23 protein-coding genes are annotated in these 21,852 nt (G+C 68.3%); 6 read left to right on the top strand and 17 right to left on the bottom strand.

Annotation, left to right across the window (positions count from 1 at the left end; translation table 11 throughout):
• Positions 1-65: 65 nt before the first annotated feature.
• From BLU77_RS02165 to BLU77_RS02155, 3 genes are all read right to left on the bottom strand, one after another.
• On the bottom strand, positions 66-1,400 hold the full coding sequence (locus tag BLU77_RS02165) for an extracellular solute-binding protein (protein WP_089771494.1): 1,335 nt from the start codon (positions 1,398-1,400) through the stop codon (positions 66-68).
• Positions 1,397-2,179, bottom strand: a complete 783-nt coding sequence (locus BLU77_RS02160) for a carbohydrate ABC transporter permease (RefSeq protein ID WP_175476910.1) — start codon at positions 2,177-2,179, stop codon at positions 1,397-1,399. Before BLU77_RS02160 ends, BLU77_RS02165 begins: the two co-directional genes overlap by 4 nt.
• An 85-nt stretch (positions 2,180-2,264) precedes the next feature.
• Positions 2,265-3,161 carry a carbohydrate ABC transporter permease gene (locus BLU77_RS02155; protein WP_175476909.1) on the bottom strand — a complete coding sequence of 299 codons (897 nt, stop codon included), beginning with the start codon at positions 3,159-3,161 and terminating at the stop codon, positions 2,265-2,267.
• A gap of 231 nt (positions 3,162-3,392) precedes the next feature.
• On the opposite strand from BLU77_RS02155, the gene BLU77_RS02150 reads away from it, so the two are divergent.
• The 6 genes from BLU77_RS02150 to BLU77_RS02125 are packed head-to-tail and all read left to right on the top strand — an operon-like array spanning position 3,393 to position 9,456.
• A complete protein-coding gene (locus BLU77_RS02150; protein ID WP_089771491.1) occupies positions 3,393-4,481 on the top strand; it encodes a LacI family DNA-binding transcriptional regulator in 1,089 nt (362 codons plus the stop codon).
• Positions 4,482-4,492: 11 nt separating this feature from the next.
• Positions 4,493-5,473 carry a ribokinase gene (locus BLU77_RS02145; protein WP_089771490.1) on the top strand — a complete coding sequence of 327 codons (981 nt, stop codon included), beginning with the start codon at positions 4,493-4,495 and terminating at the stop codon, positions 5,471-5,473.
• A complete protein-coding gene (locus BLU77_RS02140; protein WP_089771489.1) occupies positions 5,470-6,039 on the top strand; it encodes a nucleoside 2-deoxyribosyltransferase in 570 nt (189 codons plus the stop codon). The genes BLU77_RS02145 and BLU77_RS02140 overlap by 4 nt, the downstream gene beginning before the upstream one ends.
• A gap of 32 nt (positions 6,040-6,071) precedes the next feature.
• Positions 6,072-7,106 carry a deoxyribose-phosphate aldolase gene (gene deoC / locus BLU77_RS02135; RefSeq protein WP_089771488.1) on the top strand — a complete coding sequence of 345 codons (1,035 nt, stop codon included), beginning with the start codon at positions 6,072-6,074 and terminating at the stop codon, positions 7,104-7,106.
• Between the two features lie 14 nt (positions 7,107-7,120).
• On the top strand, positions 7,121-8,569 hold the full coding sequence (locus BLU77_RS02130) for an aldehyde dehydrogenase family protein (RefSeq protein WP_089771487.1): 1,449 nt from the start codon (positions 7,121-7,123) through the stop codon (positions 8,567-8,569).
• Positions 8,566-9,456, top strand: a complete 891-nt coding sequence (locus BLU77_RS02125; RefSeq protein ID WP_089771486.1) for an aldehyde dehydrogenase family protein — start codon at positions 8,566-8,568, stop codon at positions 9,454-9,456. The genes BLU77_RS02130 and BLU77_RS02125 overlap by 4 nt, the downstream gene beginning before the upstream one ends.
• A 15-nt stretch (positions 9,457-9,471) precedes the next feature.
• Here the strand turns inward: BLU77_RS02125 and BLU77_RS23150 are convergent, their stop codons facing one another.
• The 14 genes from BLU77_RS23150 to BLU77_RS02055 all read right to left on the bottom strand — a co-directional run bounded on the left by BLU77_RS23150 (position 9,472) and on the right by BLU77_RS02055 (position 21,695).
• Positions 9,472-9,864, bottom strand: coding sequence for a type II toxin-antitoxin system VapC family toxin (locus BLU77_RS23150; protein ID WP_089771485.1), 393 nt, complete (start codon positions 9,862-9,864; stop codon positions 9,472-9,474).
• Complete coding sequence (locus BLU77_RS02115; protein WP_245708767.1) at positions 9,861-10,109, bottom strand: FitA-like ribbon-helix-helix domain-containing protein; 249 nt, start codon at positions 10,107-10,109, stop codon at positions 9,861-9,863. The genes BLU77_RS23150 and BLU77_RS02115 overlap by 4 nt, the downstream gene beginning before the upstream one ends.
• Before the next feature lie 75 nt (positions 10,110-10,184).
• The gene (locus BLU77_RS02110; RefSeq protein WP_089771483.1) at positions 10,185-10,946 is read right to left on the bottom strand and encodes an amino acid ABC transporter ATP-binding protein; all 762 of its coding nucleotides are present in this window, start codon (positions 10,944-10,946) and stop codon (positions 10,185-10,187) included.
• Positions 10,943-11,803, bottom strand: coding sequence for an amino acid ABC transporter permease (locus BLU77_RS02105; protein ID WP_089771482.1), 861 nt, complete (start codon positions 11,801-11,803; stop codon positions 10,943-10,945). The genes BLU77_RS02110 and BLU77_RS02105 overlap by 4 nt, the downstream gene beginning before the upstream one ends.
• Positions 11,804-11,834: 31 nt before the next feature.
• A complete protein-coding gene (locus BLU77_RS02100; RefSeq protein ID WP_175476908.1) occupies positions 11,835-12,686 on the bottom strand; it encodes an ABC transporter substrate-binding protein in 852 nt (283 codons plus the stop codon).
• Positions 12,687-12,908: 222 nt separating this feature from the next.
• The gene (locus tag BLU77_RS02095; RefSeq protein WP_089771480.1) at positions 12,909-14,000 is read right to left on the bottom strand and encodes an adenosine deaminase; all 1,092 of its coding nucleotides are present in this window, start codon (positions 13,998-14,000) and stop codon (positions 12,909-12,911) included.
• A gap of 92 nt (positions 14,001-14,092) precedes the next feature.
• Positions 14,093-14,404, bottom strand: coding sequence for a DUF202 domain-containing protein (locus tag BLU77_RS02090; RefSeq protein WP_089771479.1), 312 nt, complete (start codon positions 14,402-14,404; stop codon positions 14,093-14,095).
• On the bottom strand, positions 14,401-14,868 hold the full coding sequence (locus BLU77_RS02085; protein WP_089771478.1) for a YidH family protein: 468 nt from the start codon (positions 14,866-14,868) through the stop codon (positions 14,401-14,403). Before BLU77_RS02085 ends, BLU77_RS02090 begins: the two co-directional genes overlap by 4 nt.
• Positions 14,869-14,892: 24 nt before the next feature.
• Positions 14,893-16,182, bottom strand: a complete 1,290-nt coding sequence (locus BLU77_RS02080) for a thymidine phosphorylase (RefSeq protein WP_089771477.1) — start codon at positions 16,180-16,182, stop codon at positions 14,893-14,895.
• Between the two features lie 39 nt (positions 16,183-16,221).
• Positions 16,222-16,908 (bottom strand): hypothetical protein, encoded by a 687-nt coding sequence (locus BLU77_RS02075; RefSeq protein ID WP_089771476.1) that lies wholly within the window; start codon positions 16,906-16,908, stop codon positions 16,222-16,224.
• Positions 16,909-17,024: 116 nt separating this feature from the next.
• Positions 17,025-17,474, bottom strand: a complete 450-nt coding sequence (locus BLU77_RS02070) for a cytidine deaminase (protein ID WP_089771475.1) — start codon at positions 17,472-17,474, stop codon at positions 17,025-17,027.
• Positions 17,471-18,748 carry an ABC transporter permease gene (locus tag BLU77_RS02065; protein WP_089771474.1) on the bottom strand — a complete coding sequence of 426 codons (1,278 nt, stop codon included), beginning with the start codon at positions 18,746-18,748 and terminating at the stop codon, positions 17,471-17,473. Before BLU77_RS02065 ends, BLU77_RS02070 begins: the two co-directional genes overlap by 4 nt.
• On the bottom strand, positions 18,745-20,130 hold the full coding sequence (locus BLU77_RS02060) for an ABC transporter permease (protein ID WP_245708627.1): 1,386 nt from the start codon (positions 20,128-20,130) through the stop codon (positions 18,745-18,747). The genes BLU77_RS02065 and BLU77_RS02060 overlap by 4 nt, the downstream gene beginning before the upstream one ends.
• Positions 20,127-21,695 carry an ABC transporter ATP-binding protein gene (locus BLU77_RS02055; RefSeq protein WP_089771473.1) on the bottom strand — a complete coding sequence of 523 codons (1,569 nt, stop codon included), beginning with the start codon at positions 21,693-21,695 and terminating at the stop codon, positions 20,127-20,129. The genes BLU77_RS02060 and BLU77_RS02055 overlap by 4 nt, the downstream gene beginning before the upstream one ends.
• Between the last annotated feature and the right edge of the window lie 157 nt (positions 21,696-21,852).

Raw genomic sequence — 21,852 nt, 5'->3', positions numbered from 1 at the left:
GTCCCTGGCCTTGGTCTCGGACCGTCCGTCCGGGCCACGATTGGCCAGAACGGACGGTCCTGTCGTCACGAGACCCCGGTGATCAGCTGTTGCTGCGCAGTTTCAGCGTCCATGTCGCCCAGCAGGACGGCGTTCATCACGCTGGCGAGCAACTCACGCTCCTGCTGGGAGATGCCGGCGATCACGCCGTTGGGTCCGAGCGCTCCGTCCCATACGGTGTCTGGGACCAATCCGTAGGCGACCGCGGTGGCGGGGTCGTCGGTGAGCTCGGCCTGGAACGCCTCCGAGTTTGCCACCGACTCGCGAATCGGCAGCTGTCCTGTCGACAGCGCCCACGCCTCCTGCGACTCGGCGCTGGCCAGGTGCTCCATGAACAGCCAGGACGCGAGGTCCTCCTGTGCGGTGTCCGAGTCGAAGGCAGTCACACCTGGGCCGTACAGCACCGTGACGGGCGCGTCGGTCGCGGCGGCCTGTGGCGGCGGTGCTGCCTGCCAGGAGAATGCATCTCCGATCGCGTCCGGGAAGAAGCCGATGTTCCGGCTGGTCCCGAGAACGAACGCCGCACGTTCGGAGATGAAGGACTGCAGGTCGGGGCCGGTCACCTGCGCCGTGCCACCGCCCGCCACCTCGACGTACCCGGAGGCGGCGAGATCCTCGAACATCTGCAATGCCTCAAGCCACTCCGCACTGTCCACGGCGGGAGCGCCTGTCTCGTCCCGGATCAGCCCACCGAAAGCTCCGGCCACACCGTTCATCGACGATCCGTCGCCCCGGGCGGAGAAGCAGGGCAGATCCAGCTCGTCCTTGATGATGGCGCACTGCTCAGCGAAGTCGTCCCAGGTAGCCGGCGGATCGTCGATCCCCACCGAGCCCAACAGGTCTTCGTTGTAGTACATGACCATGACGTTGGCGGTGAACGGGAAACTCAGGTAGTTGCCGTCTGCCACGTCGTAGCGATTGATGGTTCGCTCGATCTCGAAGATGTCGGCGAGCTCATCCTCGCCGAGGCCCACCTCGGGACTCTCGATATACGAGGTGAGGTCGAGCACAAGACCGGAGGTCTCGTAGTCGAGCACCTGGGCCGGAAATGCGATCGCGACGTTCGGAGGGTCGCCCGCCTGGAGCGAGGAGATGATCTTCTGATTCTGCTCCCCGAAGCCGCCGGTGTACTGCACCTCGACGCTGACCTGTGGGTGCTCGTCCTCGAACGATGCGACAAGTGCATCGATGGCCTCCTGGTCAGCACCCTGATAGACGTGCCAGAAGGAAATGGTCACGTCCTCTTCGATTGCTGTAGCAATGTCGGTGGGACCGTCTTCCTCGCTGGGAGCACAGCCCGCCAGCACCAGTGCGGCTGCCATGCTCGTGCCCGCGAGTACACGGGTGCGTCTGCGTGTCATTTGATTGCTCCTTGACCGATCCCGTTGATGACGTACTTCTGAGTGATGGCGAACATGACGATCACAGGGATCACGGCGAGCGTCGTCGCAGCCATTAGGAGGTTCACGTAGACCCCGCCCTCGGTCTGGAACACGGACAACCCCAGTTGCAGGGTGCGCATCTCGGTGCTCGAGGTGACGAGCAGGGGCCAGAGGAAGGCGTTCCACGACCACAGGAAGCTGAGGATGAGAACGGTCAGCGAGGTCGACCGCGCGATCGGGAACACGATGGACCAGAAGATCCGCCACTCGGAGGCGCCGTCGAGGCGACCTGCCTCGGCGAGCGACTCGGGGAAGGTGAGGAAGCTCTGGCGGAACAAGAAGATGCTGAATGCGGTGACCAGCCACGGCACAATCAGGGCTGCGTAGGTGTCGTACCAGCCGAGTTCCCGGATCAAAACGTAGTTGGGGATGAACGTGGCTTCGCTCGGCACCATGGCAGCGATCAGGATCATCGCGAGGACGAGCCGCTTACCGCGAAACGCGCCGCGGGCGAGCCCGTACCCTGTCATCGCGCCGATGAACACGTTCGCGACCGCCGTCACGCTGGCGACCAGGACGGTATTGGCCACGTAGCGCCCGAACGGCGCCTCGCTGAGTGCGTCCGGGAAGGCCTCCAGGCTGGGCGAGGTTGGCCAGAGCGTCGGCGGGACGGCGAGCGCTTCCTGCAGATCCTTCAGCGCCGTCGAGAGCATCCAGTACAACGGGAAGATCATCACGAGGACGGCCAGCCCGATCACGATATGGGAGGCGACGAGACCCCTGTTTCTACCCCGAGGTCGGCGTCGAGCCACCGGTGCAGCAGGTCGACTTCGGACAGCGTTCTCAGTCATACTGCTCTCCCTTGCTCACCTTGAACTGAACCCAGCTCAGACCCACGATCAGCAGGGCAAGGACGATCGCCGTGGTCGCGCCCATGCCCAATTGGTTGTCTTCCCAGAATTGGCGCACCATCATCAGCGAGAGGGTCTCGGTGCTGCCGAACGGGCCGCCGCCGGCGAGCACATACGGCAGGTTGAACTCACGCATCGTGAACACCGTTAGCGCCACGGAGAGGAAGAGCAGGGTCGGCTTGACCAGCGGCATGGCGATGTTGCGGAACAACCGGACCCCACCCGCACCATCGATGCGAGCAGCCTCGAACATGCTCGGATCGACGTTGGATAGGGCCCCCAGCAGCACCACCACAGTGAAGCCGAGCAGGTTCCAGACCTGAACCACGGTCACCACCATCAGCGCCACGCTGGGTCCCGCCCAGAGGCCGCTCAGCTGTACGCCGAGCGGGTCCAGGAGGATGGCGAAGAGTCCGTTGCCATCCAGCAGCCAGGTGCGCGGTTCCGCACCGAAGATCCCGAGCAACGCGTTCGCGAGACTGCCGGGCGTCGGTCCGAACACTGTCTGAAAGATCAGCGCGCCGGCAACGGTCGGCACCACGTACGGCGTAAAAACCAGGATTCGATAGATCGAGTACCGCGCCAGCGTGGTGTGCATCAAGTACGCGATCGGCATCGCCAGCGCCAAGGTCACCGGAACGGTGCCGAGCACATAGAACAGGGTCACAGCCAACGCGTTGACGAACTCGGCACTGGCGATCAGGTCCGCATAGTTCTGACCGTAGTTGAACGTCGCTCCCGCGAGACTCCAGTCCGTGAACGACATCACCACGTCGAAGATGATCGCGCCGACGTGGAAGACACCGATCACGATCGCACCGGCAAGCACAAAGGACCAGCCTGGTCGACGAGCGCGAAGGGCTCGCGCCTGTGCCGCCCGTCCACGGGTTCGCGGATCGGTCCGCGGTTCCTGCAGAGTCATCGACCCTGACATGTCATCACCACCTCGTTGTGAGCAATACGAGTAGAGCATTCTGTTGATTCTGTGTCAAGAGTGCGTCATTTTTCCGCAGTCTTTCAACGTCTGATACGATCAACTCGTGTTGCTGAAGGAGGACACATGAACGGAGGATCTCAGCCGCCGGCCCGGCGGGCCGACGTCGCCGAACGCGCCGGCGTGTCCCCGGCCGTGGTGAGTTATGTCCTGAATGGCGGCCCACGCAAGGTCTCGCCCGACACTCGCGATCGCGTCCTGAAAGCCGTCAGGGACCTTGACTACCGGCCGAACCACGTTGCCCGGTCACTGCGCACGCAACGAACTATGACGATCGGGCTGATCGTGCCCGACCTGGCAAACCCGTTCTTCACCGAGCTGATGCACTCGATTCAACGGGAGGCATTCGAATCCTCGCTGGCGCTCATGGTGGGCGACTCCGGCGAGGACGGCGCACTGCAGGAGCAGTACATCCGCAGTTTCGTCGAGCGCCGCGTCGACGGGCTGATCCTGCTCCCTGCGCACGCCGGGATGAGCGGATTGGAGCATCTCAAGGAGCGGGGCCTTCCGTGGGTCGCGATCGACCGGTACGTCCCGGGAGGGGCCGAAGTAGCCACGGTCATGGTGGGCAACTGGGAGGGCGGATTTCAAGCAACGAATCACCTGCTCGAGCACGGGCGGCGCAGAATCGGGTGCATCGCTGGCCCTGCCAACGTGCGCTCAACAGTCGAGCGGGTATCGGGGTGGCGGTCCGCGATGACCAGCCGGGGGATCGAGCCAGAGAACCATCTCCTCCGACATGCCGTCTTCCAGCGAGCAGCGGGATATCGCGAGACCACCCGCATGATCGAGTCCGCTGAGGTCGATGCGATCTTCTGCGCCAGCGACGAGCAAGCACTCGGCGTGATGCGAGCGCTCAATGATCTGGGGCTGCGCTGCCCCGAGGACGTCGCGCTGGTCTCCTTCGACGGCATCCCCACCGGAGCGGATGTCACCCCCTCGTTGACCACGATGGCTCAACCGTTCGCTGAGATCGGCAGGGCGGCCGTCGAGCGGCTCATCGAACGCATTGCAGACCCGGGACGGATGAGCGCGGCCACTTTACTCCCGGTCCATCTCGTCCGCCGTGAGTCCTGCGGTTGCGCTGCGACCGACCGGGACGATTACACCGTCTCGCTGTACCGCGCGATCACTCGTCGTGACCATCCGAGCTGAAAGGTCCATGCATGAATGCTCGCGTTCCTGACTCCGGCGTCCTCGTCGTAGGCAGCGCGACGATCGACGTCACTGCCCGGAGCGCCCGAAGCCCGCGCCCAGGAGAGACGGTCCGAGGTGGCGGTTCCACGCTCGTTCCCGGCGGGAAAGGCGCCAATCAGGCCATCGCTTCGGCAGCGAGCGGCGCGCCCACCTACTTCGTCGGCTGCGTGGGCACCGATGCCTTCGGGACGATGATCAACGACGAGCTCTCCGATCACAGGATCGACCTGAGCCATCTCATTCCTGTCGAAGGGCCGACCGGCCTCGCCCATATTCGCGTGACCGAGGACGGAGAGAACGACATCGTCATCGTCCCGAACGCGAATGCGGCGCTGACAGTCGAGAACGTCGACACCGCGGTGGCATCGACTCGACGGAACTGCCGCGTGCTGCTGACACAGCTGGAGACACCGTTGGACATCGTGGCTCACACGTTGCAGTGCGGACGCTCGGCAGGTCTGACCACAATCCTGGACCCAGCGCCAGCAGCGCCACTACCCGAGAAAATCTGGGCCCTGGTGGACATCGTGACGCCGAACGAGACCGAGGCCACCGAACTCACCGGGATCCAGGTAACGGACGTCGAGAGTGCCGTGACCGCGGGCCACTGGTTCACCGCCCACGGTGTGGGCACGGCGATCATCACTCGGGCTGGGGACGGGGCTGTCGTCGTCACCAAGTCCGACTCTCACGCCCTCGATGCCCAACACGAGATCGTCGTGGTCGACACGACGGCGGCCGGTGACGCGTTTGCGGGCTACCTGGCCGGCTCGTTGGCTGCTGGACTCACCCCCGACGACGCCGTCCGACGTGGGATGGCCGCCGGCACCCTCGCCGTCACCGTCGCAGGTGCCTCACCAAGCATCCCCACAGCTGGCGACGTCGACGCCCTCCTGGACCGGGGAGCAGATCGAGATCTTACCCCCGCGACAATCCAGGGGCACTCGTGACATTGACCGTCTATCTCGCCGGCCCTGAGGTATTCCTCCACGACGGCCGTGAACTCATCGAACACAAGCGAGAGCTGGCCTGTACCTACGGCTTCGCTCCCGCCGAGTTGCACGGTGAGTTCGCGGCGCACGCCGACACCGATCACCTCGGATTAGCTATCAGCCGTCGCAACGAGGTACTGATGGACTCGGCCGACCTGTGCATCGCCAATCTCACACCCTTCCGCGGCATCAGCGCCGATCCGGGCACCGTCTACGAGGTCGGGTACATGATTGCCAGCAAGAAGCCCACCTTCGCCTACACGAACGACCCGCGCAGCTACGCCGATCGGGTAGCCGAGGTGTTCGGCCCCCTCGAGGAGTCAGACGGGGCGCTGCGGCTCGCCGATGGCGGGGTCGTGGAGAACCACGGCTGGTCCGACAACCTCATGATGGAAGGCGGTATCGCGTCGCGCGGCTGGGCGATGGTCCGCACCACTGTCCGCCCAGAGGACCTGTGGCGGGATCTGGAGGTGTTCACCGAGTGCCTCGACCGCGCCAGATCTGCCTTGCGCACCGACCACTGAGAAGGCAAGAACACGTGACATACACTCGCCCCATGACTGTGACGTCCCCAGCGCGCTCGACCAGCGGCGGCACCCACCCGGCCACGCGCACGGCGGATCAGGTCGCGGCGGACGCGACTGCCGTCGTCGGATCGGCCGACCTGAGCAACCGCGCCTTGCGCACCTTCCTGCACGGCCTGCCGGGCGTGGACAAGGTGGGCCTGGATGGCCGGGCGGCCGTGCTCGGCACGCGGTCGATTAAGACCACGTCGAAGGCGTGGGCACTCGACATGGTCATCGCGATGATCGACCTCACCACGCTCGAAGGCGCCGACACCCCGGGTCGGGTGCGTTCCCTCGTCGCGAAGGCGCGCACCCCGGAACCGGGCGATCTCTCCTGCCCCCGACCGGCCGCCGTCTGCGTGTACGGGGACATGGTGACCGTGGCGAAGGAGGCCGTAGGCTCGTCACCGATCAACGTGGCAGCCGTGGCGACGGCGTTCCCCGCCGGGCGAGCAGGACACACCTCCCGTCTCGCTGACACCACCGATGCGGTGGAGGCCGGCGCCGAGGAGATCGACATGGTGATCGACCGGGGCGCCTTCCTGTCCGGCGATTACCGGAAGGCCTTCGATGACATCGTCGCCGTCCGGGAGATCTGCCAGCAGCGCACCGGAGAACCCGCGCACCTGAAGGTGATCCTGGAGACCGGCGAGCTGTCCACCTATGACAATGTGCGCCGCGCCTCCTGGCTCTCCATGCTGGCCGGGGCCGACTTCATCAAGACCTCCACCGGGAAGGTCTCCCCCGCCGCGACCCTGCCGGTGACGGTGCTCATGCTCGAGGCAGTGCGCGACTTCCTCGCCGCCACCGGAGTGCAGGTGGGGGTGAAACCCGCCGGTGGGATCCGCACCTCCAAGGATGCGATCAAGTACCTGGTGGCCGTGAACGAGGTAGCCGGGGAAGCATGGCTGGACCCGGCGTTCTTCCGGTTCGGCGCTTCCTCACTGCTCAACGATGTGCTGCTGCAGCGCCAGAAGCTCGCCCACGGCGCCTACTCCGGCCCCGACTACGCCACGATCGACTGAGACTGAAGGCTGCTATGTCCCGCTTCGAGTACGCCCCCGCCCCGGAGTCGCGCGCTGTCGTCGACATCGACTCCTCCTACGGGCTGTTCATCGACGGCGAGTTCACGCAAGCCTCCTCCGGGCAGGCGATGAAGACCATCAACCCGGCCACCGAGGAGGTCCTCGCCGAAGTTGCCGAGGCGGACGAGGCCGACATCGACCGCGCTATCAAGGCCGCCCGCAAGGCGCAGACCCAGGTGTGGGGCCCGATGCCGGGCTCCGAACGAGCCAAGTACCTGTTCCGGATCGCCCGGCTGCTGGCCGAGCGCGCCCGCGAGTTCGCCGTGCTGGAAACCCTCGACAACGGCAAGCCGATCCGGGAATCCCGCGATGTCGACATCCCGACGGCGGCCGCGCACTTCTTCTACTACGCCGGCTGGGCGGACAAGCTCGAGCACGCCGGGTTCGGGGCGAACCCCACGCCGCACGGGGTGGCCGCGCAGGTGATCCCGTGGAACTTCCCGCTGCTGATGCTGGCGTGGAAGATCGCCCCCGCGCTGGCCGCCGGGAACACGGTGGTGCTCAAGCCGGCCGAGACCACTCCGCTGACGGCGCTGCTGTTCGCCGACCTGGTGCGCCAGGCCGACCTGCCGGCCGGGGTGGTGAACATCGTCACCGGGGCCGGTGCGACCGGCCAGGCGCTGGTGACCCATCCGGGAGTGGACAAGGTGGCCTTCACCGGGAGCACCGCCGTCGGGCGGCAGATCGCTCGGCAGCTGGCCGGCTCCCGGGTGCCCGCCACCCTGGAACTGGGCGGCAAGGCCGCGAACATCGTGTTCGAGGACGCCGCGATCGACCAGGCCATCGAGGGCATCGTGAACGGCATCTTCTTCAACCAGGGGCAGGTGTGCTGCGCCGGGTCCCGGCTGCTGGTGCAGGAGTCGATCGCCGACGAGCTGACCGACCGGCTCAAGGACCGCCTCGGCACCCTCCGGGTGGGCGACCCGATGGACAAGAACACCGATGTGGGCGCCATCAACTCCGCCCGCCAGCTGGACCGGATCCGCGAGCTCACCCAGGCCGGGGAGGACGAGGGCGCCACACGCTGGACCAGTGACTGCCCGATGCCGGAGACCGGGTGGTTCTTCGCCCCCACGGTGTTCACCGACGTCTCGGCTGCGCACCGGATCGCCCGGGAGGAGATCTTCGGGCCGGTCCTGTCGGTGCTGACGTTCCGCACCCCGGACGAGGCGGTAGCGAAGGCGAACAACACCCCCTACGGCCTGTCGGCCGGCATCTGGACCGAGAAGGGGTCGCGCATCCTCGCGATGGCGGACAAGCTGCGCGCCGGGGTGGTGTGGGCGAACACCTTCAACCGGTTCGACCCGACCAGCCCGTTCGGTGGGTACAAGGAGTCCGGGTACGGGCGCGAAGGGGGCCGCCATGGCTTGGCGCCCTACCTCAAGGGAGGGATCGGCCGATGAGCACCACGACGGCGGCACGGGTGGACGTGCGCAAGACGTACAAGCTGTTCATCGGCGGGAAGTTCCCCCGCTCGGAGTCCGGCCGCACCTACGAGGTGGTCGACGCCAAGGGAAAGTTCGCGGCGAACGCTGCCCAGGCCTCCCGCAAGGACGCACGCGATGCCGTTCGCGCCGCCCGGGCGGCACAGCCCGGGTGGGCAGGGGCGACGGCGTACAACCGCGGGCAGGTGCTGTACCGGGTGGCCGAGCTGCTGGAGGGACGCCGGGCCCAGTTCGTGGCCGATGTGGCTGCCGGGGAGGGGCTCACCCCGCGGCGGGCTGAGGATGCCGTCTCCGCCGCGATCGACCGGTGGGTCTGGTACGCGGGCTGGACGGACAAGGTGGCCCAGGTGGCCGGGAACGCGAACCCGGTGGCCGGCCCGTACTTCAACCTCTCGGTGCCCGAGCCCACCGGTGTGGTGGCAGTGCTTGCGCCGCAGAAGTCCTCACTGCTCGGACTGGTCTCGGTGCTCGCACCGATCCTGGTGACCGGGAATACGGCCGTCCTGGTGTCCTCCGAGGACCGCCCGCTGCCCGCGATCACCCTCTCCGAGGTGCTCGCCACCTCCGACGTCCCCGGCGGTGTGGTCAACGTGCTCACCGGCAGGACGGCGGAGCTCGCCACTCCCCTGGCGCGTCACCTGGACGTGAACGCCCTGGACCTGGCCGGTGCCGTCGGAGCCGCGGACGCGACCTGGGGCGAGGTGGAGGCGGACGCTGCCGAGAACCTCAAGCGGGTGCGACGACCGGCCACCGAGAGCGAGCCGAACTGGAAGAACGAGCAGTCGCTGGCGGCGATCCTCGCATTCACCGAGACGAAGACGGTATGGCACCCGAAGGGGATGTGAGGGGTGCCTCCGGCTTCAGGCGATCAGCTGGATCTGCACACCGGCGACCGGCGACCGCGCCAGTCGAGCATCACACGTGAGCAGCGGCGCGCCTAGCCCAGCGGCAAGCGCCACGTACTGAGCGTCCGAGACGCGCAGGGCCGCTCTTCGAGACCACGCGTCGTGGAGTAGGTGTTCTGAGGGCACTCGTTCGCATGCGAGCCGCAGCCAGGCATCCAGCCCGCGCCTCGCCTCAGCCGCGCTGATGGAACTCGCCCGCTCCATGCGGGCCAAGGCCGACATCACCTCGGAGTCGATCAAACACGGCGCCAAGAGCTCGGCCCCCTGCATCGCGTCGAGCACCCGAGAACCGCGATAGTTCGCGAGCACAGCATCGACCCCTGCACTCGCGTCCAGGACAACCCTCACCGGTTCGGAAAGCGCTCGTCAGGGTCATACTCGGTACGCGCAGCATCAAGAGCAGCGAGCACATCGATCTCCCGTCGCGGCTCATTGTTCCGCCTCTGCTCGGCGATCCATTCCGCGAGCGACGGCTTGGAGAGGTCTCGCTCCAGCACCTTGGTCACGTAGTCCGACATCGTCATCCCTTCGCTTCGGGCACGCTCCCGCAGAGCCGCGTGCAGCTCGTCCGGGAGGTTGCGTACCTGAAGCATCTTCACTCGATCAGGGTTTCATGTGCTGCACATGTCCGCAAGACTGTGGACAACCAGCCGCCCTACGCCTTCAGTTCAGGCGTGCAGCCGCGCGAGGAACTCCCGCGTCCTCGTCTCCTGCGGATCGCCGAGCACCTGAGCCGGCGTGCCCGACTCGTGCACGCGCCCTTCGTGCAGGAAGCACACCTGGTCGGCGACGTCCCGCGCGAACGCCATCTCGTGGGTGGCGATGAGCATCGTCATCCCCTCGCGGCGCAGCTCGGCCAGCAGTTCCAGCACCTCCCCCACCAGCTCCGGGTCCAGGGCCGAGGTCACCTCGTCCAGCAACAGCAGTTCCGGATCGTTCACCAGGGCCCGGGCGATCGCCGCGCGCTGCTGCTGGCCGCCGGAAAGCTGGTCCGGGTAGGCGCGGATCTTGTCCGCCAGCCCCACGCGGGTGAGCATCTCCACCGCAGCATCTTCGGCCTCGGCACGATCGCGCCCGTGCACGAGCCGCGGCGCCAGGGTCACGTTGTCCAGCACGCTCATGTGCCCGAACAGATTGTAGGCCTGGAACACCATGCCCATCCGCGCCCGGGCGGCATCGGCGTCCACCCACGGATCCGCCACGTCCACGCCGCGCAGCTCGATGGACCCGTCGTCGACGTCCTCGAGCAGGTCGATCGCACGCAGCAGCGTGGACTTGCCCGAACCGGAAGCCCCGATCAGCACCACGCATCCGTGCTCGGGCACCTCGAGGTCCAGATCATCGAGCACCACATGCTCACCGAAGCTCTTGCGCAGCCCGCTCACCCGCAGCAATGACGAGCCGACAGCGGACGGAACAGGCGCCGTCATCGGATACCTCCCGCGGGCCCACGGGCACCGCGCCAACCGCGGCGGGCGTTGAACGTGTCCACGGCCCGGGTGAGCGGCACCGAGACCAGCAGGAACAGGAATCCGGCGGCCACGTACGGGGTGAAGTTGTAGCTGCCGGTCACCTCGATCTCGGCCACCCGGATCGCGTCTACCGCGCCAAGCACCGAGATCAGACCGGAGTCCTTCTGCAGCGCCACCACCATGTTCAACAAGGCCGGCACCACGTTCCGCACGGCTTGGGGCACCACCACGCGCCGGGTGGTCTGCCCCCGGGTGAGCCCGAGCGCGCGGGCGGCCGCCACCTGCGAGGGGTGCACCGATTCGATCCCGGAGCGGAAGATCTCGGACAGGTAGGCCGAGTAGGTCAGCACCAGGGCGAGCGAGCCGAGGAAGGCGGCATTCCCGGGCAGCCACGGTAATCGCAGGGCGGGCAGCCCGAAGCCCACCAGCAGCAGCACCAACAGCACGGGGACTCCACGGAAGATGTCGACGTACACCACGACCAGTGCGCGCAATGGGAAGAGCGCCGGCGCTGCAGTGGTCCGCGCGATCGCCAGCAGCAGACCGAGCACGATCGAGATCGCACCGGCGATAATCCACACGCGCAGATTCAGCCACAGTCCCTCGGCGATCCCGGGGAGCACGTCGACGAACTCGGCCGGATCGAAGAACGTCTCCCGGGCGCGCTCCCAGCCCGGTGAGGTGACCAGCACCCACCAGGCCAGGGCGGCCACGATCACCGTGCTGAGCAGCGCTACGGCAAATGATCGCCGACGGCGGCCCTCACGGTAGGCGGTCCGCTCCCGTGCGCGTGTACTGGGCTGCCAGGTGCTCATCGGCTCCTCGGTTCAGGTCCGGGTGGGCGCCTCAGCCGAGCTCGTCGATGCCGTCGGTGCGCAGCCACTCGGTGTTGAGCTCGTCGATGGTGCCCTCGGACTGGAGCGTCTCGACGGCCTCGGACACGCAGGCAGTCAGCGGCGAATCCTGGTCCAGCACGAAGCCGAGCTGGGAGGGGTCGCCCTCCTCCGGGAGGGTGCCGATCACATCGGACTCAGGGAAGTACACCGTGGAGGCGGCAACGGCCTGGTTCACGTCCATGACGACGGCGTCGATCTGCCCGTTGGTCATCGCCTGCATCGCCTGGCCGGCGTCGTCGTAGGGGACCAGCTCGGCGGCATCTCCCCAGGCGGCCTCGGCGATCGGCATCGAGGTCTGTCCGGCAGTGACCCCGATCCGTGCGCCCTCGAAGTCGGCGAGTGCTGCGGCATCGGCGTAGTCGCCACCCTCATCGACCACCACACCCTGGGCGGTGGTCAGGTACGGCGAGGAGAAGTCCACCACCTCGGCCCGCTCGTCGGTGATGGTGGTCTGGTAGGCGGCGAAGTCGAACGGCTTGATGCTCGGGGCGATGATCTGCTCGAAGGTGACGTCCTCCCAGACCACGTCCTCCGCCGCGTACCCCAGCTCCTCGGCCACGGCGTACACGAGCGCGGACTCGAAGCCCTCACCGGTGCTGTGGTCCTCCCCCACGTACCAGGGCTCGTAGGGCACGGACGTGCCGACGGTGAGGACGCCGTCGGTGAGGGTGGGCAACTCGCCCGCGGTGCATTCCGCCGCCGGTGCGGAGGTGCCTGTTCCATCGGTGCTGCCGCTGGGATCGGTGCAGGCGGCCAGGGTGAGGCCGACTGCTCCAACGATGATGAGAGCGCGTGCGCGCAAGGGATCTCCTCGGTGGTCGTCACGCCGGTGGGTCACGGCGGTTCTTCGACGAGGCTATGCCATCGCCGGTGCACGCGGGACCGACCGGGTGAGGTGTCTCACCGATGCTCGGCGGGGGCGTCGTGGTGCGCATCACCTGAGCCCTGAGGCGGGCAGACCTCTGGTCGTTCTCGACGTCGAGATCGACCAGAAGTCCGCCCCGGGCGCAGATGGGGGCTCGGCTCAGACCCGCGCCGCCTCGAACCCGGGAATGATCTGCTCGGTGACGATCGCCTGCTTCACGTGGAAGGGCGCGAACGCGTTCCAGGCGGCTTGCAACGTGACTTCCTCGAGGTCGTCCAGGTCCCAGCCGGCCTCGTCCACCAGGAGCTGCATCTCGTGGCTCATCGAGGTGCCGGACATCAGCCGGTTGTCGGTGTTGATGGTGACGGCGAAGCCCAGGTTCCGCAAAGTGCTCACCGGGTGTTCGGCGATGGTGCCGGCGATGCCGGTCTGCAGGTTCGAGCAGGGGCACACCTCAAGCGGGATCTGCCGGTCCAGCACCCAGGCCGCGACCTCGCCGAAGGTGGCGTCGATCTCGTCGTCCTCGCGGTCCACCTGGATGTCCTCGATGATCCGCACCCCGTGTCCGAGCCGCAGGGCACCGCACACCTGCAGCGCTTCCCAGACGCTCTCCACGCCAGCGGCCTCGCCGGCGTGCGCGGTGGCGGGAATGTTCGCCTCACGCAGGGTGCGGAACGCGGTGAGCTGGCGCGAGGGTGGGAACCCGTCCTCCGGTCCGGCAATGTCGAAACCGACCGCACCAGAGTCGCGGTTCGCGATGGTCAACGCAGCGATCTCATCGGCATTGTCGGCCTGCCGCATCGCGGAGAGAAGGGTGCCCACCTCGATGCGGCGCCCCTCCTCCTCGCCAGCCTGCGCAACGCCGTCGGCGATCCCCGCGTGCACCGCATCGACCACCTGCTGCAGGCTCAGCCCACCCTGCAGATGCTGCACGGGGGCATACCGCAGCTCGGCGTAGACCACGCCATCGGCCGCCAGGTCCAGTACGGCCTCCTTCGCCACCCGGTGCAGCCCTTCCTCGGTCTGCATCACCGCAACGGTGTGCTCGAAAGTCTCCAGGTACCGCACGAGTGAGCCGGAGTCGGCGGCATCAACAAACCAGCGCCCCAGTTCATCGGGGTCGGTGCTGGGCAGCTCGTGGCCGACCGCAGCGGCGAGCTCGATCATGGTGGCCGGGCGAAGGCCGCCGTCGAGATGGTCGTGCAGCAGCACCTTGGGCAGGGCGGCGATCGTGCGAGGGGTCAGCGTCATACCCTGAGCCTAGCCCGCACTCGGCGGTCCACGAGTGCCCGAGATCTCGGGCATATCTCGCCATGTGAGCGAGATGGGCCGCACTCGCGGTGTTAGGCGAGCAGGTTCGCGAGCGAGAGCAGCAGCCCGAGGGCGGCGAGCACGATCACCGAGGTGCAGGTCATCTGCAGCACGGTCCACCGGGCCTGCTCGAACGGCCCCCACCGGCGCAGGCTGCGCAGCACGAGCACGAGCAGCACGAATGCAGTGATCGCCGCGATCGCCGCGATCAGCGCGTGCTCCTGGCGCTGCGCGGTGAGCGAGACCACCAGAGCACCCAAGGTCACCGCGAGCACGGTCCGGTGCCAGGACAAGATGGTGCGCTGCGGCTGCGCACCGCGGTCACCCTCGAGCCCTACCGTCATGTGAGGACCTGATACACCGCGTACCCGGCCATCAGCAGCGCGAACACAGCCACTGCAGCCACCAGCACGGGCAGGATCCGCGGCGCGGGCAGCGGTTCACTCAGCCGCAGCGCACGCTCCCGGCGGCGCCACCCGGAGATCGCCGCCAGGGCCAGCACCCCACCGCCGAGGCACGCGAATGCCGCAATCACGTCGAGGACGGCGTTGCCCCCGGCGAACGAGGCGAGCGTGGTGAGCGCGACCCCGCCGGCCACCAGCGTCAGCCCGGTGCGCAACCACGCCAACGCCGTGCGCTCGTTCGCCAGAGAGAAACGCACATCCGGCTCGGTGCCCACACCGTAGACGGACTGCGGCCGGCGGGTGTCCTTCTCCTCGTCCTCGCCGGAGGAACCGCTGGAGCTCTCGTCGTGGGAGCCCGCCTCAGCCGGATCGTCGTGCTCATCGTCGTACTCGGCCGGCTCCACGCCTGGTGCCTCCCTCTGCTCGGTTCACACTCCCACTCGCTCGAGCACGATACCGCCACCGGCGGGCCGGTCCTCGTCCGGTGCGAGCTCCACCGCACCGTCGAGCGCGGCCATCGCGTGGGCGAACCGCTCCGGGGTGTCGGTGTGCAGGGTCATCAGCGGTTCACCGGCGCGCACCAGGGCGCCCGGCTTGGCGTGCAACTCCACCCCGGCCGCGGCCTGCACCGGGTCTTCCTTGCGGGCCCGACCGGCGCCGAGCCGCCACGCCGCCACGCCCACGGCGCGCGCGTCCAACTGCACCACCACACCGTCCGCGGGGGCGAGCAGTTGCTCGGTGTGCTGAGCCACCGGAAGCGGAGCGTCCGGGTCCCCGTCTTGGGCGGCGATCATCGCCCGCCAGACGTCCATCGCCCGCCCGTCCGCGAGCGCCGCCGCGGGATCGGCGTCCGTGCGGCCCGCGGCGTCCAGCATGTCCCGGGCCAGTGCGAGGGTCAGCTCCACCACGTCCGCAGGTCCGCCCCCGGCGAGCACCTCCACCGACTCGCGCACCTCCAGCGCGTTCCCGGCGGTCAGGCCCAGCGGGGTGGACATGTCCGTGAGCAGCGCCGTCGTGCGCACACCCGCCTCGGTTCCCAGCGTCACCATCGTGCGCGCGAGCTGACGCGCCTGCTCCAGCTCGTCCATGAACGCACCGGACCCGACCTTCACGTCCAGCACCAGCGCGCCGGTGCCCTCAGCGATCTTCTTGCTCATGATCGAGGAGGCAATCAGCGGGATCGACTCCACGGTGCCGGTCACGTCCCGCAGCGCGTACAGCTTGCGGTCCGCGGGTGCGAGCCCGGATCCTGCCTGGCAGATCACGGCGCCGACGCCCTCGAGCTGGGCGAGCATCTCGTCGTTGCTCAGCGCGGCCCGCCACCCCGGGATCGCCTCCAGCTTGTCCAGCGTGCCGCCGGTGTGCCCCAGCCCGCGCCCGGAGAGCTGCGGCACCGCCACGTCGAACACCGCCACCAGCGGCGCGAGCGGCAGGGTGATCTTGTCTCCCACCCCGCCGGTGGAGTGCTTGTCCACCGTGGGCCGGGTCAGGGACGAGAAGTCCATCCGCTCCCCGCTGGCGATCATCGCCCGGGTCCACCGGGCCACTTCCGCCTCGGTCATCCCACGCAGCACGATCGCCATCGCGAGCGCGGCCATCTGCTCCTCGGCCACTCCGCCCCGGGTGTAGGCGTTGATCACCCAGTCGATCTGGTCCGCGCTGAGCGCACCGCCGTCGCGTTTGGTGCGGATCACGTCGACGGCGTCGTGGTCGGTCATGACCTCACCCTACGGCCGCACCGACGGATCGACGGATGCTCAGCCCTCGCTCAGTGCCACCTCGATCGCCCCGTCGATGGCGGTCGTGTCGTAGTCGGCCTCGCCGTCGGTCACCAGGTGTGCCTCGGCGCTGACCGTGTACTGCTCCCCGGCGCTGTAGCCGTACACCGCGGCCCACGACGCGGACTCACCCGGAGGAAGCTCCAGGTCGTAGCCGGACCCGGAATCGACCTGATCGTAGTCGATGGGCGAGCTAGCCAGTCCGGTCTCGGCGAACGCCCCGCCGCCTGCGAAAAGTGCCACAGCGATACTGGGCTCGTCCGGCTCGCTGCGCCGGTCGGACCCGTCGTATCGCAGCGTGGTCGTCACCTCGCCGTTCTGGAGCACCACGGGCTCCTCAGCCACGGTGGTCACCACGTACTGCAGCGCCACCACCGGGTCGCCTGCGGCGAACAGCGGCTCACCGGTGTCATCCGACTCCCAGCCGGAAGCCTCGGGCGCCTCCGCCACGCCCACCTGATACACGTCCAGGCGCAGCGCGTCGCTCTCCATGGCCCCTACCCACGTACCGGTGGGCTGCGCGTCGACCGCCCAGTCGACGATCTGATAGCTCTCGAGCGGCTCGGCGGGCTGCACCACCTCCGCTTCGGGGGACCCTCCGCACGCCGACACCAGCGCGATGGCCGTGGCCGCGGCAAGGGCAGGAACGATGCTGGTCGTCTTCACGGACTGTGCTCCTCAGCACTCGGCAGGATCGGCCGCTGATGCGACCGGGTCCATCATCACCGAGCCGGGTGGCCAACAGAGCACCGGGGCATGGGCAGCGGTGCCCATACCGTCGGTCAGGGGCGCTGCCCGCGGGTGAGATCGTCCGGCCCGAAGGCGTCCGGCAGTACCTCGGTCATCGGCCGGATCCCGCGGGGGGTGTCCACCAGCAGCTCCGGCCCGCCGTGCTCCCAGAGCAGCTGCCGGCACCGCCCGCACGGCATGATCTGCTGCCCGCGCGAGTCCGTGCAGGTGAACGCCACCAGCCGGCCACCGCCGCCGGTGATCAGCGCCGAGACCAGGGAGCACTCCGCGCAGAGGGTCACCCCGTAGGCGGCGTTCTCCACGTTGGCGCCCACGACGACGTCCCCTGCGTCGGTAAGCGCGGCCGCACCCACCGGGTAGCCCGAGTAGGGCGCGTAGGCACGCGTCATCACCTGCCGCGCCGCCTCCCGCAGGGCTGCCCAGTCGACGGCGACCCCGTCCTGGTCAGGCGAGGTCACCTCGGCTGGAGGCTCCGCCGTCATGAGGGGTACGCCTTCCCGGCGCCCGCTGGCGGGCGCACCCGCCCGACCAGGCCCGCCACGGCGAAGATCGTGGCCAGGTAGGGAAGCATCGCGAGGATCTCGTACGGCACCGGGGAGCCGATGTTGTTCAACACCCGGTTCAGGGAATCGGCGAAGCCGAACAGCAGCGCCGCGGCGAGCGCCCCGGTGGGGCTCCACCGGCCGAGGATCATCGCCGCGAGCGCGATGTAGCCGCGCCCCTCGGTGACCTCCTTGGTGAACGCCAGCCCGGCGGCCACCATCGACGCGCCGCCGAACCCGGCGACCGCGGAGCCGAACACGACGTTCCGGTACCGGGTCCGGTTGACGTCGATGCCGACGGTGTCGGCAGCCTTGGGGTGCTCCCCCACCGCACGCACCCGCAGCCCCCAGCGGCTGCGGAAGAGCCCGATGTGCAGCAGCACCACGGCCACGTACATCACGTAGACGATGAGGTTCTGGTTGAACAGCGCCTGGCCGATCACCGGGATGTCGGCCAGGAGCGGGATGCGCAGAGAGGGCAGCTGCGGCGGACTGTTCAACCGGAGCGGGTTGTCGCTGAGCACGGTGGAGAACAGGTAGCTGGTCAGGCCCAGCACCAGCACGTTCACCACCACGCCGACGATGATCTGGTCCACCCGGTACTTGATCGCGAAGACGGCGAGCAGCAGACCCACCAGGGCGCCACCCACTGGGGCAGCGATCAGCCCGATGTAGGGGTTACCGGCCACCGTGGCGAGCACGGCGGTGAGGAAGGCGCCGGCGAGCAGCTGGCCCTCGATAGCGATGTTGATGACGCCGGAGCGCTCGCACAGCAGGCCGGCGAACGCGCCGAAGATCAACGGTAGGGCCGCCGTCATGGCCGTGCTGAGCAGGAACGGCAGCGGCAGCCCGGAGGCGTTGCCGGCCACCGCCCAGATCAGGAAGGCCAGCACCAGGCAGACCCCGAAGACCACCGGGACGGCCACGGACCGCCGTCGGTTCTGAGTGGTCCAGAAACTCAGCCCGGCGAGCGCGAAGGCCACCAACACGAGGGCGAGCGCGGAAGCGCGCGAGGGGAGCACCAGATCAGGCAGCTGCCAGGCGGCACCGCCGCCGGTGAGCTCGATTTGGGAGTCCAGGTCGGCGGGGGTGAACAGCGCGAAGCCGAACAGGGCGAGGGCGGCGAGGGTCGCCATGATGATCGGCGTGCGCCAGGAGATGGGGGCCAGCACACTCCGGCCGATCAGCTCGCGCTCGGTGGTGGGGGCACTCATGAGGTCGCCTCCTTGGCCGTCACGGTGCGGGCACGGGTGGTCCTGCCCGGTAGCCGGAACATGGACCGCACGAGGGGCGGGGCAGCGATGAACAGCACGATCACTGCCTGGATCACCAGGATGATGTCGACCGGGGTGTCCGCCTCGGTCTGCATCAGGGCGGCACCGGCACGCAGCGCGCCGAACAGCATGGCCGAGGCGACGATGCCCCCGGGCCGGTTCCTGCCGAGCAGGGCCACGGTAATGGCGTCGAAGCCGATCGTTCCGGCGCTGGACCCCCGGAAGGTGCCCTCCACACCGAGGATCTGCATGGCGCCACCGGCACCGGCGAGCATTCCGGCGGCCACCATCACCATCACGAACACCCGGTTCACGGTGATCCCGGCGGTCCGGGCGGCGTGCGAGTTCGCACCGACGGCACGGAACTGGAAGCCGACCGTCGAGCGCTCCATCAGCCACCACCCCCCGACGGCGGCGAGCAGCGCGAGCGGGAAACCCCAGTGCAGCGGGGACCAGCCACCGAGCAGCGAGGGCAGCTCGGCGGTGCCGAGCACATGCGGCGCGATCGGGCGGTTGCCCTGGATCCGGTACACCGAGGTGGTGAGCAGATAGGCCACCAGATAGGTGGCGATCCAGTTCAACATGATCGTCACGATCACCTCGTTGGCACCCGTGCGCGCCTTCAGGAAGCCCGCGATCCCGGCCCACAGTCCGGCGACCAGGACTGCGGCACCGATCGCGACCACCACGTGCAGCAGGCTGGGGAAGAACCCGGTGCCCCCGGGCGGAACGAAGGTGAACCCCACCAGGGACGCCGTGGCCGCACCCATCAGCACCTGCCCCTGGGCGCCGATGTTGAACAGTCCGGACCGGAACCCGATCCCGATCCCGAGCGCGGCGAAGATCAGCGGAGTGGCCTCCACCATGGTCTTGGTCAGCGGTGCGATGGCTTGTCCGAGGGCGGCGAGGCTGAATCCCTGCCGCAGCACCGCGTAGTCGAGGACCGAACCGCGGAACAGGGCGATGTAGGTGCCGGCCACACTGTCCCCCACGGCCGCGAGCATGTCCGAGGGGCGGCTGAAGAAGTAGCCGGCGCTGCTGCGCACGTCGGAGTCGGCCACCGCAATCAGGACCGAGCTGATCAGCATGGCGGCGACGATGGCCAGCAGGGTGATCACCCAGTTCCCGGTGAGCATCTCGTGCCGGAACGTGGCCCACCTGGCCTGGCTGGTCGTTGGTCCGTCATCGACCGTGTGCGGGCGTGGTGCAGAATCGGGCACCACCGGCCTCGGGGACTTCGGGGCACCCTGCGGCTCCTCGCCGTCCCGCTGGCCGTCCTCGGTGTTCTCCGGCTCGTCGCGCCCGGTGCTCTCGCCCGTCAACTCGGTTCCTCGCCCTCGACCTCATGCATCGCCGTCGGGTGTTCCTCGGCTTCGTGCTGCGCCTCCTCCGGCGGTACACCGGCCATCATCAGACCGAGCACGTCACGGTCGGTGTCGGAGTCGACGATGCCGATGATGGCACCGCGGTACATCACCGCGATCCGGTCCGCGAGGGAGATCACCTCGTCCAGCTCGGTGGAGACGATCATCACCGGCGTGCCACTGTCACGTTCGGCCACGATCCGCTGGTGCACGAACTCGATTGAGCCCACGTCCAGGCCACGAGTGGGTTGAGAGGCGATCAGCAGCCGCAACGGCCGGGACATCTCCCGCGCCAGCACCACCTTCTGCTGGTTCCCGCCGGAGAGCGTGCTCACCGGGTCGTCGACCGAGGTGATCCGCACGTCGAAGGCGTCGACGTACTCCTCGGTCTTCTCCCGCGCCACGGCGAGCTGCATCGCCGGACCTTTCGCATACGGCGGCTGCGCGTACTGATCCAGCACGAAGTTCTCGATGATGGAGAAGGAGGCGATCAGGCCGTCCTTGCTGCGGTCCTCGGGCACGAACCCGACACCGGAGCGAAGCACCTGGTCCACCGTCTTGCCGAGCAGCTCGGTACCGTCCAGCTGCACCGACCCGGCCGCGGCGGGCCGCAGCCCCAGGATCGCTTCGGCGAGCTCGGACTGCCCGTTGCCCTGCACACCGGCCACGGCGAGCACCTCGCCACCATGGACGGTGAACGAGACATCGCGCACCACCGGGGTGCCCACCGCGTCCAGCACGGTGAGACCGTCCACCTGGAGCGCCCGGTCGTTCGTCTCCGGTGCCTCCTTGTGCACGCCGAGGGAGACCTCCCGGCCCACCATCAGCGCGGCGAGCTCGGCCTGGGAGTCCTCCGGGGTGGCCGTGCCGACCACCTTGCCGCGGCGGATCACGGTGATCTCGTCCGCGACCGCACGCACTTCGCGCAACTTGTGCGTGATGAACACGATCGCCGTGCCGGAGTCGCGGAGCTGGCGCATGATCTCGATCAGCTCATCGGTCTCCTGCGGGGTGAGCACCGCCGTCGGCTCGTCCAGGATGAGCACCTTGGCGTCCCGGGAGAGGGCCTTGATGATCTCCACCCGCTGCTGCACACCGACGGGGAGGTCCTCGACCTTGGCGTCCGGGTCCACGTCGAAACCGAACCGGGCCGAGATCTCGCGCACCAGGGTGCGCGCCTCCTCGATGCCGATGATGCCCAGCGGGCCGGTCGGTTCGTGCCCGAGCACCACGTTCTCGGCCACCGTGAACACGGGCACGAGCATGAAGTGCTGGTGCACCATCCCGATGCCCGCAGCCATCGCCTCACCCGGGCCGGCGAAGCTCACGATCTTCCCATCGATGATGAGTTCACCCTCGTCCGGGGTGTAGAGCCCGTAGAGCACGTTCATCATCGTGGACTTGCCGGCACCGTTCTCCCCGAGGAGTGCGTGGATCCGGCCCGGCTCGAACGTGAGATCGATCCGGTCGTTGGCCACGAGGGACCCGAACCGCTTGGTGATCCCGCGAAGCTCGAGCGTCATCTCGTCCCTCCCCTCTCCTGCCGGCGCCGTTGCTGGTCTGCCCGCACTGTAGCCCGCGCGTGGTCGGCCACGCTTGCCGATCCCTTGCCGCGAACCTGCTCGGTCGCCGGAACGAGGCCGCGGCCCGGGCGAGGTCGTGATCGCCCGGGCCGCTGTG

This window comes from Ruania alba, assembly GCF_900105765.1.
GTDB lineage: Bacteria > Actinomycetota > Actinomycetes > Actinomycetales > Beutenbergiaceae > Ruania > Ruania alba.
Note: the sequence above shows the minus strand (reverse complement) of the source record. Positions and strands in the feature narration are given on the sequence as shown.

Excerpts from the sequence above, each read along its gene's own strand:
- BLU77_RS02165 (WP_089771494.1), bottom strand. The coding sequence starts at position 1,400 with ATGACACGCAGACGCACCCGTGTACTCGCGGGCACGAGCATGGCAGCC.
- BLU77_RS02150 (WP_089771491.1), top strand. The coding sequence starts at position 3,393 with ATGAACGGAGGATCTCAGCCGCCGGCCCGGCGGGCCGACGTCGCCGAA.
- BLU77_RS02145 (WP_089771490.1), top strand. The coding sequence starts at position 4,493 with ATGAATGCTCGCGTTCCTGACTCCGGCGTCCTCGTCGTAGGCAGCGCG.
- deoC (WP_089771488.1), top strand. The coding sequence starts at position 6,072 with ATGACTGTGACGTCCCCAGCGCGCTCGACCAGCGGCGGCACCCACCCG.
- BLU77_RS02130 (WP_089771487.1), top strand. The coding sequence starts at position 7,121 with ATGTCCCGCTTCGAGTACGCCCCCGCCCCGGAGTCGCGCGCTGTCGTC.
- BLU77_RS02125 (WP_089771486.1), top strand. The coding sequence starts at position 8,566 with ATGAGCACCACGACGGCGGCACGGGTGGACGTGCGCAAGACGTACAAG.
- BLU77_RS02115 (WP_245708767.1), bottom strand. The coding sequence starts at position 10,109 with ATGCTTCAGGTACGCAACCTCCCGGACGAGCTGCACGCGGCTCTGCGG.
- BLU77_RS02110 (WP_089771483.1), bottom strand. The coding sequence starts at position 10,946 with ATGACGGCGCCTGTTCCGTCCGCTGTCGGCTCGTCATTGCTGCGGGTG.
- BLU77_RS02105 (WP_089771482.1), bottom strand. The coding sequence starts at position 11,803 with ATGAGCACCTGGCAGCCCAGTACACGCGCACGGGAGCGGACCGCCTAC.
- BLU77_RS02095 (WP_089771480.1), bottom strand. The coding sequence starts at position 14,000 with ATGACGCTGACCCCTCGCACGATCGCCGCCCTGCCCAAGGTGCTGCTG.
- BLU77_RS02090 (WP_089771479.1), bottom strand. The coding sequence starts at position 14,404 with ATGACGGTAGGGCTCGAGGGTGACCGCGGTGCGCAGCCGCAGCGCACC.
- BLU77_RS02080 (WP_089771477.1), bottom strand. The coding sequence starts at position 16,182 with ATGACCGACCACGACGCCGTCGACGTGATCCGCACCAAACGCGACGGC.
- BLU77_RS02070 (WP_089771475.1), bottom strand. The coding sequence starts at position 17,474 with ATGACGGCGGAGCCTCCAGCCGAGGTGACCTCGCCTGACCAGGACGGG.
- BLU77_RS02065 (WP_089771474.1), bottom strand. The coding sequence starts at position 18,748 with ATGAGTGCCCCCACCACCGAGCGCGAGCTGATCGGCCGGAGTGTGCTG.
- BLU77_RS02055 (WP_089771473.1), bottom strand. The coding sequence starts at position 21,695 with ATGACGCTCGAGCTTCGCGGGATCACCAAGCGGTTCGGGTCCCTCGTG.